Annotated in this window: 12 protein-coding genes; 6 read left to right on the top strand and 6 right to left on the bottom strand. The window is 59.8% G+C overall.

Features of this window, described 5'->3' with window-relative positions; all coding sequences use genetic code 11:
• Positions 1-20: 20 nt before the first annotated feature.
• On the bottom strand, positions 21-239 hold the full coding sequence (locus tag BUA94_RS10760) for a hypothetical protein (RefSeq protein WP_073012856.1): 219 nt from the start codon (positions 237-239) through the stop codon (positions 21-23).
• A 237-nt stretch (positions 240-476) separates the two neighbouring features.
• Here BUA94_RS10760 and BUA94_RS10755 point away from each other — a divergent pair, with 237 nt between their 5' ends.
• Positions 477-1799, top strand: coding sequence for an NAD(P)/FAD-dependent oxidoreductase (locus BUA94_RS10755; protein ID WP_073012854.1), 1323 nt, complete (start codon positions 477-479; stop codon positions 1797-1799).
• A gap of 4 nt (positions 1800-1803) precedes the next feature.
• A complete protein-coding gene (locus tag BUA94_RS10750; protein WP_073012851.1) occupies positions 1804-3126 on the top strand; it encodes an NAD(P)/FAD-dependent oxidoreductase in 1323 nt (440 codons plus the stop codon).
• Between the two features lie 14 nt (positions 3127-3140).
• On the opposite strand, the gene BUA94_RS10745 is transcribed toward BUA94_RS10750, so the two are convergent.
• The 4 genes from BUA94_RS10745 to BUA94_RS10730 form a co-directional block, all read right to left on the bottom strand.
• Entirely contained in the window at positions 3141-3836 is a 696-nt protein-coding gene (locus BUA94_RS10745; RefSeq protein ID WP_073012848.1) for a GNAT family N-acetyltransferase, read from the bottom strand.
• Positions 3833-4336 (bottom strand): MarR family winged helix-turn-helix transcriptional regulator, encoded by a 504-nt coding sequence (locus BUA94_RS10740; RefSeq protein WP_073012846.1) that lies wholly within the window; start codon positions 4334-4336, stop codon positions 3833-3835. The genes BUA94_RS10745 and BUA94_RS10740 overlap by 4 nt, the downstream gene beginning before the upstream one ends.
• Before the next feature lie 296 nt (positions 4337-4632).
• The gene (locus tag BUA94_RS10735; protein WP_139251086.1) at positions 4633-5784 is read right to left on the bottom strand and encodes a fumarylacetoacetate hydrolase family protein; all 1152 of its coding nucleotides are present in this window, start codon (positions 5782-5784) and stop codon (positions 4633-4635) included.
• A gap of 154 nt (positions 5785-5938) precedes the next feature.
• A complete protein-coding gene (locus tag BUA94_RS10730; protein WP_073012842.1) occupies positions 5939-7294 on the bottom strand; it encodes a pilus assembly protein TadG-related protein in 1356 nt (451 codons plus the stop codon).
• Positions 7295-7473: 179 nt separating this feature from the next.
• On the opposite strand from BUA94_RS10730, the gene BUA94_RS10725 reads away from it, so the two are divergent.
• The 3 genes from BUA94_RS10725 to BUA94_RS10715 all read left to right on the top strand — a co-directional run bounded on the left by BUA94_RS10725 (position 7474) and on the right by BUA94_RS10715 (position 11020).
• Positions 7474-8517 carry a Gfo/Idh/MocA family protein gene (locus tag BUA94_RS10725; protein ID WP_073012840.1) on the top strand — a complete coding sequence of 348 codons (1044 nt, stop codon included), beginning with the start codon at positions 7474-7476 and terminating at the stop codon, positions 8515-8517.
• Positions 8518-8681: 164 nt separating this feature from the next.
• On the top strand, positions 8682-10331 hold the full coding sequence (gene ettA, locus BUA94_RS10720) for an energy-dependent translational throttle protein EttA (RefSeq protein WP_073012838.1): 1650 nt from the start codon (positions 8682-8684) through the stop codon (positions 10329-10331).
• A 131-nt stretch (positions 10332-10462) separates the two neighbouring features.
• Positions 10463-11020 (top strand): pyridoxamine 5'-phosphate oxidase family protein, encoded by a 558-nt coding sequence (locus BUA94_RS10715; protein ID WP_073012836.1) that lies wholly within the window; start codon positions 10463-10465, stop codon positions 11018-11020.
• A gap of 48 nt (positions 11021-11068) precedes the next feature.
• Here the strand turns inward: BUA94_RS10715 and BUA94_RS10710 are convergent, their stop codons facing one another.
• Positions 11069-11842, bottom strand: a complete 774-nt coding sequence (locus tag BUA94_RS10710; protein WP_073013820.1) for a hypothetical protein — start codon at positions 11840-11842, stop codon at positions 11069-11071.
• Between the two features lie 295 nt (positions 11843-12137).
• On the opposite strand from BUA94_RS10710, the gene BUA94_RS10705 reads away from it, so the two are divergent.
• Entirely contained in the window at positions 12138-12761 is a 624-nt protein-coding gene (locus tag BUA94_RS10705) for an MOSC domain-containing protein (RefSeq protein ID WP_073012834.1), read from the top strand.
• Positions 12762-12830 lie beyond the last annotated feature (69 nt).

The raw sequence follows: 12830 nt of genomic DNA, 5'->3' as shown, positions 1-12830 counted from the left end.
ATTGACTGTGGGTGGCGGGGTTAGTTTTCCCCGCCGCCGCTTTTGCTTTCCTGATCCGGCTCCTTCCAGTCGATCAGGTAGGCCCATGCGGCATAGGCGCTGATACCGGCAACAATCATGGCCCAGGTGCCATTGCCCATGTAGGCCTCGAAACCTGCCCAGCCTGCACATACTGCAACAAGTGCCACCCTCCGCCAGAGCGGGCGGAAAAATGGATGGTAAGTGTTGCTCCTGGCCATGACTTGTCTCCTGTTCCCGCAAGGCTTTTGTGAAGCTGTACTCCATTGGCAACCGGCTTGCATCTTTCTCGCGCAAACCTGCCCGAAATCAGGACAAAACCGCAGGTGGGTCTGCCAATCCTTTTGGAAATTCCGGCAATCTTGCCGCAACTTGTCCTTACTGCTTGCAAAATTGGGTCGGGCGTTTGAAGGTCTGGGGATAGTCTGCCCTGTCCCGATTCAAGCTCTGCAACCATCATGTCCCGATCGCTTGACCTTCTGACCGCCAACGACACCGTCGGACAGCATGCGCCTTCCTACTATGCGGCGACGGCGAACCGGCGAGGGCAATATCCGCAATTCGCCGGGGAGATCCGGTGCGACGTCTGTGTCATCGGGGGCGGCTATACGGGCCTGTCCGCCGCGCTCCATCTGGTCGAGCGGGGCCTGTCGGTGGTGCTGCTGGAAGCCAACAGGGTCGGATGGGGTGCTTCGGGCCGCAATGGCGGCCAGGTGGGATCCGGGCAGCGTACGGATCAGATGACGCTGGAAAGCCGTCACGGACTGGACCATGCCCGCCGCCTCTGGGCGCTGGGCGAAGAATCCAAGGCGATCGTCCGGGAGCTGATCGAGCGTCATTCCATTGAATGCGACTACGGGCATGGCATCATCGAAGCGGTTCACCGTCCGGGGCTGGTACCTGAGACCCGTGAGTATGTGGACCACCTTCTGGAGGCCTATGGCTATGACAAGATCAAGTTTCTAGATGAAGAGAAGATGCGCCATGCCGTCGCCAGCCCGGCCTATTTCGGCGGTGCCATCGACATGGGCGCTGGGCATCTTCATCCGCTGAACTTTGCCCTGGGGCTTGCGGCGGCTGCTGCCCGCTCCGGTGCCCAGATCTTCGAGCTTTCCAAGGCCGAAAGCTATCAGGAAACCGGCACCGGCGTTGACATCACCACCGCCGAGGGAAGGGTGCGGGCCAAACATCTTGTGCTTGGCTGCAACGGCTATCTTGGCCGGCTTGACCGGACAACCGCGTCTCATGTCATGCCGATCAACAATTTCATCATTGCTACAGAGCCCTTTTCCGAGAGCGAAGCGGAAGACCTGATCCGGAACAATGCGGCGGTGGCCGACAGCAAGTTCGTGATCAACTATTTCCGGCTTTCCGCCGACCGGCGTCTGCTGTTCGGCGGTGGAGAAAACTACGGCTATCGCTTTCCTGAGGACATCAAGAGTTTCGTCCGCAAGCCGATGCTGGAGATCTTTCCTCAGCTCAGGGATGCGAGGATCGACTATGGCTGGGGCGGGACGCTGGCGATCACCACCAAGCGCATGCCCTATTTTGCAAGGGTCGCGCCGAATGTGCTGACGGCCACAGGCTATTCCGGCCATGGGGTCGCCATGGGCACACTCGCCGGGCGGATCGTGGCGGAAGCCATCTGCGGGCGTGAGGAGCGGTTCGATATTTTCGAGAGCCTGCGCATTCCCGCTTTCCCGGGCGGTGACAGGCTCCGTTTCCCCCTTCTGGTGCTGGCGATGACCTGGTTCTCCCTGCGCGACAAGCTGGGGATCTGAAACGATGGGGCAGGTTGGCGAGAAGGAACCGATGGCAGCGGGCAGTTACTGGGAAGCCACTGCCGGTCCCATCAAGGAAGATCGCCAGCTTGTCGGAGACGCCCGATTCGACGTCGCGATCATCGGGGCGGGATACACCGGCCTTTCTGCCGCGCTGAAGCTCGCCAGTTCCGGCGTGTCCGTCTGCCTGCTGGATGCGCGCCGCGCTGGTTGGGGTGCCTCCGGCCGGAATGGCGGTTTCTGCTGTTTTGGCGGTACCAAGCGCAGCTATCCGGACCTCGTGCGGCATTATGGTTTGGAAGAGACCAAGCGCTTTGTTGCCTATCAATGCGAAGCCATGGAACTGGTCGGGGAGAGGCTGCAAAGCTGGCAGGTGGATGCCGCCCGGCATTCGCGCGGTGAAGTCTATCTCGCCCACCGTCCGAAGGATTTCGAAGGGTTCAAGGCGGAAGCGGAATATCTGAACAGCTCCTTTGGTCTTGGAGCACGGGTCCTGAACAAGGAAGAGGCTGCCAAGCGTGGTCTTGCCGGGCCGGAGTTCCATGGCGCCATGCATGTGCCCCAGGGCTTTGCCCTGCATCCCTTGCGCTATGTTCAGGCCCTGGCCGACAAGGTTCGCAGCCTTGGGGCGCGGGTCTTCGCCCATTCCGAAGTGACGGGCATGAAACGGGAGGGGGCGGACTGGCGTCTTGTAACCCGGCTCGGCAGTGTCCGTGCGCCGCGCGTGCTTCTGGCAGGCAATGCCTATAGCCGCGAAGGGGCGCCTGCCTGGCTTTCCGGCCGGCTGCTGCCGGTCATGTCGTCGATCATGGTCACCCGTCCCCTGACTGACGATGAATTGTCGGAGCAGGGCTGGACCTCCGGCCTCATGGCGTCCGATACAAGGACTTTGCTGCATTATTTCCGGTTGATGCCTGACCGGCGCTTTCTCTTCGGAACCCGTGGCGGGGTGTTTGAAAGCGCGGAGGCCCTCAAAGCCATGTACGCGCGTGGAAGGGCCGATTTCGAGCGCATGTTCCCGGCCTGGACGCTTGTGGACACGGAATATGCCTGGCACGGGCATGTTGCCCTGAGCCGGAGCCGGGCCGCCTTCACGGGGCCGGTGCCCGGAATGGAGGGCGTTTTTGCTTCGCTCGCCTATCATGGCAGCGGCGTTGCGATGGCGTCCTTGTGCGGAGAAAAGGCCGGCGGCATGATCCTGGGAGAGGTGAAACCTCAGGATCTGCCTGCTGTCATCGGAACCGTTCCCCGGCGGTTTCCCTTGGCAGGATTGCGCCAACTCTACCTTCTTGGGGCCTATGGCTGGTACGGCCTGAAGGACCGTTGAACTTCGCCCTGTGATCAGGCGGTCAATCCGGCAATGGCTGCGTGGACCGGGTGGCGGATGGTGAACCCCAGCTTGTCATAGAGTTTCAGGGCGCCCTGGTTGTTGGCATAGGAATGGAGAAATGGTGTGTCACCCCGTGCTTCGATGCGCCGGGCCACCTGGTCCGACAGGGCGCCTGCCAGCCCCAGGCCCCGGAAGTCCGGATGGGTGCAGACCCCGCTGACTTCCGTATGGCCTTCAAGGTTCATGCGCTCGCCAGCCATGGCGGCCAGTCGCCCGTCGATGCGCACGCCAATGAAACTGCCGAGCTCCGGTGTTCTCAGCTTGAATGGGCCCGGCTTGGTCAGGGTTGCAAGGTCCAGCATGTCCTGGGCGTCTGCTGCGCCAAGATCCAGAACCGGATGGCTGCACTTGACCTGAGGAATTTGCCTGTCTTTTACCAGCAGGAGGCCATCGGCCTTCATCCGCAGTTCCATGGTGGCGGGCAGGGCGACCGGGCGGACCTGAAGCAGGAAAACCTCATCCTGCGGGCCAGCCAGAAGGGAAGCAAGCGCCGAGAGGCTTTCCGGCGTGTCATCGGGCGTCGCCGCAAAGGGAGAGATGTCCGGATTGAAGCGCCGGGCCATGTCTGTGCTCAGGGCGAAGCGGGCGTGCCGGGTCGTCAGGGAGTTCCAGACGACCTTCTCTAGAGGATCACCGGTCCGGGTCATGGCTTGGTCTCGGGTTCTTGCGCTTCAAGCACGCGCTGCTTCAGGGATTTTTCGGTCAACAGGGTTTCTAGGGCGCTCAGTTGATCCAGCAGGCTGCCGTCAATCTGTCCGCAGAGGTCTGCCACTGCAGCTTCGACCGCAGGCCAATGCAGGGCTTCCAGTTCGGTGATCCGGGCCGTGCCTTCTTTCGTCAGGTGGATGGTGCTGACCCGCTTGTCAGTGGGGGCGGTCTCAGCCGTGACCAGGCCTGCCGCCTTCATCTTGCCGATCATGCGGGTGACCCCCGGCTGGCTCTGGCCGAGGCTGGCGGCAAGGTCACCGATGTTCAGCGGTCCGTTCCGGTTGAGAGCTGCCAGAACCGTGTGATGCGGCGAGGGCAGGTCCTTGCCGGTCAGGATGCCTGTCAGGTCCTGTGCGTCGGCCTGGAGCCGTTCCCCGAGCCGCCGTAACCGGCTGCCAAGCGTTGCATGTCCAAGGGCGCGGACAACATCTTCCAGCATTCTTGTCTCCGTTTGATAACGAGATATATAACTTGGTATTTAAATGTAGGCAAGAGACGTGATCGTTGTTCGGAAGTTCTGCGTCTTGGGGGGGGAAAGGCAAATCTGACTTGCGGAGGTTGATGACAAAGGGTGCCTCTTTCCCGTTCGTCATGGTCGGGCTTGACCCGGCCATCTGCAAGCCATTGACTTGTGAAGGTCCTCGGCTCAAGGCCGAGGATGACGGTGGAGAGGTGGCAGCTTTGCCACCAGTCTGAGGCAAGTCCGAATTGCCTCAGACTGGTGGGGGTATCCGGTCAGAGCAAACCACGCCGGGCGAGGTTGCTCATCAGGGCTGTGAGGCCGAAGGTCCAGGGTTCGATCCGGTCGGTGCGGTCGACCCAGTTGATCAGGCTGCCAAGGCGGGGCGAGGAAATCTCTACACGGTCGCCGGTCTCGTGCGTGAAGCCCTGTCCTGCCCCGCGCCGGTCCTTGGTCGGGGCGAACATGGTGCCGAGGAACAGCATGGCGCCATCAGGGTATTGATGGTTGGCATTCAATGTCTGCGCAGCAAGGTTTTCCGGTGAGCGGCTGATGGCGGCCATGTGGGAGACGCCGGACATTTCAAAGCCATCGTCGCCAGTGACAGTCAGCGAGACATCCAGTGTGCCGATGTCTTCGACCTCGAATCCTGTTCCCGTCAGACGGATGAAAGGGCCGATCGAGCAAGACGCATTGTTGTCCTTGGCCTTGCCCAGCAACAGGGCGGAGCGGCCTTCAACATCTCGCAGATTGACGTCATTGCCGAGGGTGGCGCCAACGATCCTGCCATCGGAGCGGATGGCAAGAACCACTTCCGGCTCCGGGTTGTTCCAGTCGGAAATGGGATGGATGCCGACCTTTGCGCCGCAGCCGACCGATGCCATCGCAGGGGCCTTGGTGAAGATCTCTGCGTCCGGACCTATGCCGACTTCCAGATACTGGGACCACAGGTTCATTTCCTGCAGCAGCTTCTTCACCTCGGCGGCCTTTTCAGAGCCGGCCTTCACGCCCTTGAGGTTTTCGCCGATCACAGGTGCCAGTCTGGCCCGGATCTCGTCAGCCCGCTTGGGGTCGCCCTTGGCCTGTTCTTCGATCACCCGCTCCAGCATGCTGTCCGCAAAGGTGACCCCGGCAGCCTTCACCGCCTGAAGATCGCAAGGGGCAAGCAGCTTGCCCGACTTGCCGGAGAGATAGTCCTCCAGCTTGCCCAGAAGCGGAAAGGCGGTCTTGTCCTCCAGGGATTTGACCAGATCCTGCAGTTCGAGCAGCTGGGCGCAGGTTGGAGCAAGGCTGGACAGATCACGCAGATGTTCTCCATCCACCAGAACCGGTGTGGGTCCTCCGGCCTTTTCATCCCAAACCCGCCCTACGAGAAGCGCATTTGCCTCCTCCGGCAGAATGTCCCGTGCGGTCAAAGCGGTTCCCATCAAGTCCTCCCAGGTCGCCTGCCTCCAATCTGGAAGCCTTTGTCGGGCGCAACTCTAGGAGGGGGAGACGGCAGAGGGCAAGACCGGCGGCGACAAAGCCGGTACGGTTTGGCGCTTCCGGTTTTGCCTCTCTCGTATGTTGCTTGGTTTGAGGTTACTTGATCAGCCGGATGGCCTGGATGGTCTTGGCGATGTTGCCGAAAGCGCTGATCAATTCGGTGCTGGACGATGCCTGATAGAAATTGTCTGAACTGCTGGCGCAGCTGCTCATGTTCTTGGCGCCGGCGGAAGAGCTGCTCGTGCCGAAATAGACGCCGTATATGGTGATTCCGGCGTCTTTCATGGCGTCGCACAGGGTTCTCGCCCGTGTCGAGGATGTATTGTTGTAGCCTTCGGATTCGCTATAGGCGGTCCATTTTGTCGATGTGGTGCAGGTGTAGGTTTTCGTGCCACCAAACTTGCCGGAGGTGCCTGTCTGAGTGCAGGTCTGGGTTTCTTTCAGGTCGTAATAGGCGTTGTTGTCGCCGTCGGTCATGATGACCGCAAATTTGAGGACGTCATCATCGCTATAGGCAGAAGGTTGGCTGTCTGTTGGCCAGAGATTGGACCAGTTCGGCGAGAGCGTGTACCAACCCCAGGCGATTCCGGTCTGGCCTGCTGTTCCGCCGCCATCGTCCAGATCATCGATCTTGTCCATCAGGTCGTCCCGGTCGCTGGTAAGCGGCAGAAGCTTCATGTCGCTGTCGGGGCAGCTGCTGCTGCCGCCGCCGAAATAGGTGTCCTTGACCGCGCTGGCGTCGTCTGGCGTGTAGTTGTAGGCATCGTCGGTGTATTGCGCCTCGCCAACTCTTTCGGTCACGCAATTGCTGGACGAATTGCCATTGCTGACGGTGGTCGCATAGCTGCCAAGATTGACCCCCTGGCTGTAGGGGACGATCGAGATCTTGACCTTGCTGGTGTCTTCCGTTGATGTGGAGGGGATCAGCGTATCGACCAGATCTTCCGTTGCTTCCTGCAAGGTGTCGATGTCGTTCTTCATCGAGCCTGTGACGTCCAGCACCAGAGCGAGTTCGACTTCATACTGGGAATAGGCAACTTCGGTGTTCACATCGACGGTCAAGGTATCCGGCCCGATGCCGCCAAGTGCGATGAAGCTAGTGCCCACGGCAGCCTTGGTGCTGATGGCAATTGTGCCTTCCGAAGTGTTGAGCGAGTAGCTCAGATTGGAAAGTGCCGTGCTCAGATAGGTGCTGTCGTCAAAGTTGGCCGTAAAGACTTCGGAAAGCGCAGAGGCAATTTGCGCGTCTGTGAGAGTGCTGGAGGAAAGCTCTACAGCCAGGGAGAGTGCGGATGCATCAAGGGCAACTGAAAGTTTTTCCCGCAGATTTACTGCGCGGGCAAAATCAATTCTCGATCCCGCAATGACAGTTACCAATAGAAACATTAAGGCGACGATAGGAAGAATTGATCCGTTATCTTCGTGTCTAAAATTTATAAGTCTTGGAAACATTTGGAAACAATTTCTGATCTAGTTAAAAATGACAGTCATTTTTACTTCAAGAGTCGTATATAAATTCTGTATTTTCAACGATGTATCGTTACGGTCCAACTTGCGGCGTACCGTCGCGGGTCTTTCAAGCCTTGCGTGTCTCCTTGCCTTGGTCTCAGTTGAGGCTGGGAGGAACTGACATGACACAAGCAGCAGGAATTGCCGTTGCCGGTGCTGGCCTGATCGGCCGCAAGCACATTTCAGCCATCGGGCAGACGGAGGGCGCGGCAAGACTGACGGCCATCGCAGATCCGGGGGACCCGGCACGGGAATTGGCCGCAGAACTTGGCGTTCCCTGGTTTGCGGATATTTCTTCCTTGCTGGAAAAAGCCCGTCCTGACGGGTTGGTCATCGCGACCCCCAATCAGTCTCATGTCGAAAACGGGCTGGAGGCGATTGCGGCTGGCGTGCCCGCGCTCATCGAAAAGCCTGTGGCCATCGGCTCAGAGGAAGGCGAGCGACTGGTTCTGGCGGGTGAGGCTGCTGGCGTGCCTTTGCTGGCTGGCCATCACCGCCGCTATAATCCCCTGATTGAGAAAGCAAAAGCGCTGGTGAGCGAGGGGCGGCTAGGGCAGGTGGTCTCGGTCAGTGTCATGGGCTGGCTGTTCAAGCCCGCAGACTATTTCGCGCCAGAATGGCGCCGCCAGCCGGGAGCGGGGCCGGTCTACACCAATCTCATTCACGATATCGACCTGATGCAGCATCTCTGTGGTCCGGTCGAGCGAGTGAGCTGTTTTTCCAGCAACCGCACCCGTGGCCATGCGGTAGAAGACAGCGCTGTCATCAGCTTTGCCTTTGCCAACGGGGCGCTGGGCACGGCCAATGTGTCCGATACGGCTGTCGCCCCCTGGAGCTGGGAACTGACCGCCCGGGAAAATCCGGTTTATCCGCCGACAGGCGAGGCCTGCTACCTGATTGGCGGAACCCACGGCTCCCTTGAGTTGCCCTCCCTGAAGCTCTGGCATCAGGCCGGAACCCGCAGCTGGTGGGAACCGATCGATGCCTCGCAGCAGGCTTATTCCTTTGAAGATCCGCTTGTCCGCCAGATGCGCCATTTTGCCGGAGTGATCCGGGGAACCGAAGCGCCGCGCGTCACCGCCCGCGATGGCCTGCAGGCTCTGCGGGTGATCGAGGCCATTCTCCAGTCTGCAAGGGACGGGGTGCCGGTTATGGTCTCAGGCTGACGGGTGCAGTGGTGCGAAGCAGAAAATGGGGCAGGAAACCGTCTGTCCGGGGAGATGATGGGACTGTGGGGAAGGCCCCCATTGCCCCCGCATCCAATCTCCCGTAAAAGACCGGCAAAAGATCCCCGGATTCCATCATTCTAAACGCGGAGATGCGGAGCCCCATGGCGCGCCAGTTCATCTATCATATGCATGGCCTCTCCAAGGCCTATAACGGCAAGAAGGTGCTCGACAACATCCATCTGTCGTTCTACCCGGACGCCAAGATCGGTATTCTCGGCCCGAACGGCGCCGGTAAGTCGACCCTGCTGAAGATCATGGCCGGTCTCGACAAGGAATATTCCGGTGAGGCCTGGGCTGCAGAAGGGGCCAAGGTCGGCTACCTGCCGCAGGAGCCGAAGCTGGACGAGACCAAAACGGTCAAGGAAAACTGCATGGAGGGCGTTGCCCACAAGCAGGCCATCGTCGAGCGCTACAACGAACTGATGATGAACTACTCGGACGAAACGGCCGAGGAAGGTGCGAAGCTTCAGGACATCATCGACGCTGAAGATCTCTGGAACCTCGACAGCAAGGTCGAGATGGCGATGGAAGCCCTGCGCTGCCCGCCGTCCGACAGCCCGGTCGACAACCTGTCTGGTGGTGAGCGCCGCCGCGTAGCCCTGTGCCAGCTGCTGCTCAGCGAGCCGGATCTGCTGCTCCTCGATGAACCGACCAACCACCTGGACGCTGAAACCGTTCACTGGCTGGAGCGTCATCTGCGCGAGTTCAAGGGCTCCGTGCTGATCATCACCCACGACCGCTACTTCCTCGACAACGTCACGGGCTGGATTCTCGAGCTCGACCGCGGTCAGGGCATTCCCTACGAAGGCAACTACTCCGCCTATCTGGAGAAGAAGGCCAAGCGTATGGTGCAGGAAGGCCGCGAGAACATGGCCCGCTCCAAGGCCATCGACCGCGAGCGCGAATGGATGGGCATGTCGCCGAAAGGCCGTCAGACCAAGTCCAAAGCGCGTATCAAGGCCTATGAAGATCTGCTGTCGATGCAGGAGGAGCGCATGCCCTCCATCGAACAGATCCTCATCCCGGTTGGCGAGCGTCTGGGCAACAACGTCATCGAAGTGAAGAACGTGTCCAAGGGCTTTGGCGACCGCCTGCTCATTGAAGACCTGTCCTTCAAGCTTCCGCGCGGCGGCATCGTCGGCATCATTGGCCCGAACGGTGCCGGTAAGTCGACCCTGTTCAAGATGCTCACCGGTCAGGAAAAGCCGGACAATGGGGACGTCATCATCGGTGACAGCGTGCATCTGGGCTACGTTGACCAGTCCCGCGACAAGCTGGACCCGAACAAGACGGTCTGGGAAGAAATCTCCGACGGCAACGAGATCATCTATCTCGATGGCAAGGAAATCAATTCCCGCGCCTATTGCTCGTCCTTCAACTTCAAGGGCCCGGCTCAGCAGGCCAAGGTGGGCGACCTCTCCGGTGGTCAGCGCAACCGCGTGCATCTGGCAAAGGTGCTGAAGCGGGGCGCCAACGTTCTTCTGCTCGATGAGCCGACCAACGATCTGGACACCGAAACCCTGGCCGCACTCGAAGACGCGCTGGAAAACTACGCCGGTTGCGCCGTGGTCATCTCGCACGATCGTATGTTCCTCGACCGTCTGGCCACGCATATGCTCGCCTTTGAAGGCGACAGCCATGTGGAGTGGTTCGAAGGCAACTTCGAAGACTACGAAAAGGACAAGGTCCGCCGTCTCGGTGCCCATGCCGCAGACCCGAGCCGCATCAAGTACAAGCCGCTGACCCGTTAAACGGCAAGGTGAGCTGAACTCAAGGAACCCCGGAGACTTTCTCCGGGGTTTTTTGTTGCTCCGTTGAGTTCAACTAAATTGACCAAGCGGGCGGTCTGGAGTTTCCTTGATGGGTAATCGGGAGAGGACCCATGGCCAAGCAGTTTCCATCCATCGACGACCGGTTGTCGGACTTCCTTGCCCGGCAGCACATTTTCTTTACCGGCTCTGCCGCTCCGGACGGGCGTGTGAACGTGTCGCCAAAGCCAGCGTCGGCGCTGCGGATCCTTGGGCCGAACCAGGCCGTCTATCTCGACCAGACCGGATCCAGCAACGAGACGGCCGCGCATCTTGGCCAGTCGAACCGGCTGACCATCATGTTCTGTGCTGTTGAAGGGCCGCCGCAGATCCTGCGTCTGTTCGGCAGCGGCCGCGTCATCCGGCGAGACAGCTCCGAATATGCCGACCTTCTGGCCGGACCTTTCGAGGGCCATGAGCCGCCAGGGGCACGCCAGATGATCCTGATCGACATCGATCTGGTTCAGACCTCCTGCGGCTTCGGCGTGCCGCTGTTCGACTACAAGGCTGAGCGTCAGTCGCTTGACCGCTGGGCTGCAGCCAAGTCTTCCGAAGAACTGGAAGCCTATCAGCGCGAAAAGAACCAGATCAGTCTCGACGGTTTCCCGACCGGCCTTTTTGCTGGAGAGTAAGGGGAGGCAGCGGCGGATCCTGAGACCCGCCGCTCTCGGGAGGGTTGCTCAGTTGCCGGGATTTTCAGCGGCGGACCAGACGTTGGGAGAAATGTCGCAACTGAGCGGGGGCAGTTTGTTCAGCCGTAAGCCGACCTGATAGGGCCCGTTGTAGATCGGGCATTTGCAGGTGGTCTCGCCGTTCGCTGCCGTCGTGCAAGGGGCAGTCATGCAGCCGGCATAGGGGCCAGGTGTGGCGCTGCAGTCGGTGGAGCCGAAGGGGTGGTCTCCTGCATAGGCAAAGCTGAACGTGGAAATCAGTTCTGCCTTCGTATTCGGATAGAGCGTCGGCGGCGTTTTGTTTGCGATGGAGCCCAGATGGCTGCAAACCGGTGCAACGGTGCAGCCCGGCATGTTCTTGGAGATGTTGCAGATGGCCAGGTTCTTCATGTTCCGGCAGTTTTCTCCTTCTGCACCGCAGGTCTTGATCGTCTCCTCGCGGATTTTCGGATCAAGGATCGAGCCGATCAGAACGAAGTTGTAGGTCTGGTTCACCTGATCTTCCTTGGTCACCGCATAGCAGGTGCAGTCCGCACTCTTGCCATCCGGTGAGACGACACACGGCATGGACGGGGACCCGTTTCGAACCTGGGTCGCCTGCTCCGGACCGGAATAGTAGCAAAGGGCGTAAGGGTTTCCCTTGCAGGCAAGAAAATTGGTCATCTGCCCGATTTCGTCTGCCCAGGGCGGGACTTCATCCTGGCTTCGGGCTGCGCTGGTGAAACCGGCCACGCTGGTCAAGACAATCAGAAGCACTGCAAGAAAACGAGATTTAAAAATCATTTTGGGTCCTCCGCGCCAGGACGAAGCCAGATCGTTGGACGTGGCCATTTCCCTAACGTAAATCACTCTAAGGTTGTTCTTTAGTGTTCCGCAATCTGTTTCTTGGGTAAGCCTTGCGAAGGCGTCAGAACTTTCGGGCCGGGTTTCTGGCAAAGGTGCATCAGATTGAAGAGCTTCAGAAAAGTGCGGGAACGAGGTTTGACATTCTGTCTGCTGCGGGTGCAGGTAGTGGTGACATGCAGCTTTCGCTGCGGGAGACTGTTCCGCGGTTCCCTCTTTTTCCGGAGACCTTTCCTTGACCGATGCTTCTGCTCTGACCTCGGCCCTTGATGCCTTGACGGTGATCCGTGGACGCAAGCTCAAGGGGAGGGTTGAGGAGGTCCTGAAGACCGCAACGACCGAGGATTTCAACACATTTGCCTGTGCGGAATTGCAGCTCGAGATGGCGGGCATCCCGGGTGGCCGGCACAGCGGCTTCAGCCGTCGCTCGGGTGGGCGGGAACCCTGGTATCCGCGTGGCACGGAAATGTGCAATGAACGGCAGATCTCTATTTTGAGCCTCGAAGAGCTGTCTGTGGTTGCCGGACGCATGGAGCTTCCGGAACTGAAGGCCGGGTGGATCGGCGGCAATCTTGCGCTCAGCGGCTTGCCGAACCTGTCCCTGATCCCGCCGCGCACCCGTCTGGTTTTTGCTGGCGGTGCAGTGATCCGTGTCGATGGCGATAACGCTCCCTGCCGCTTTGCCGGCCAGTCCATCGCCCAGCATTTCCCGGAGCGGGAAGGCCTGGATCTCTTGTTTCCGCAGGTGGCAAAGCGCCTCAGAGGTCTTGTCGGTTTTGTCGAGCGGTCGGGTGTGATCAGGGCTGGAGAAGAAGTGACAGCGCATATCCCGGAGCAATGGCTTTATCAGCCAGACTGAACTTGTCTGAGCCCGGCCCGGGTACACTTTGCCGCATTGGCGTGGGGGTCTTCACTTCATAAGTAGTTT

It is taken from the genome of Roseibium suaedae, from assembly GCF_900142725.1.
GTDB lineage: Bacteria > Pseudomonadota > Alphaproteobacteria > Rhizobiales > Stappiaceae > Roseibium > Roseibium suaedae.
Note: the sequence above shows the minus strand (reverse complement) of the source record. Positions and strands in the feature narration are given on the sequence as shown.

Bases quoted from the DNA above. Each gene is read 5' to 3' on its own strand.
- BUA94_RS10750 (WP_073012851.1), top strand. From the start codon at position 1,804: ATGGGGCAGGTTGGCGAGAAGGAACCGATGGCAGCGGGCAGTTACTGG.
- ettA (WP_073012838.1), top strand. From the start codon at position 8,682: ATGGCGCGCCAGTTCATCTATCATATGCATGGCCTCTCCAAGGCCTAT.
- BUA94_RS10710 (WP_073013820.1), bottom strand. From the start codon at position 11,842: ATGATTTTTAAATCTCGTTTTCTTGCAGTGCTTCTGATTGTCTTGACC.
- BUA94_RS10745 (WP_073012848.1), bottom strand. From the start codon at position 3,836: ATGACCCGGACCGGTGATCCTCTAGAGAAGGTCGTCTGGAACTCCCTG.
- BUA94_RS10735 (WP_139251086.1), bottom strand. From the start codon at position 5,784: ATGGGAACCGCTTTGACCGCACGGGACATTCTGCCGGAGGAGGCAAAT.
- BUA94_RS10755 (WP_073012854.1), top strand. From the start codon at position 477: ATGTCCCGATCGCTTGACCTTCTGACCGCCAACGACACCGTCGGACAG.
- BUA94_RS10740 (WP_073012846.1), bottom strand. From the start codon at position 4,336: ATGCTGGAAGATGTTGTCCGCGCCCTTGGACATGCAACGCTTGGCAGC.
- BUA94_RS10725 (WP_073012840.1), top strand. From the start codon at position 7,474: ATGACACAAGCAGCAGGAATTGCCGTTGCCGGTGCTGGCCTGATCGGC.
- BUA94_RS10715 (WP_073012836.1), top strand. From the start codon at position 10,463: ATGGCCAAGCAGTTTCCATCCATCGACGACCGGTTGTCGGACTTCCTT.
- BUA94_RS10760 (WP_073012856.1), bottom strand. From the start codon at position 239: ATGGCCAGGAGCAACACTTACCATCCATTTTTCCGCCCGCTCTGGCGG.
- BUA94_RS10730 (WP_073012842.1), bottom strand. From the start codon at position 7,294: ATGTTTCCAAGACTTATAAATTTTAGACACGAAGATAACGGATCAATT.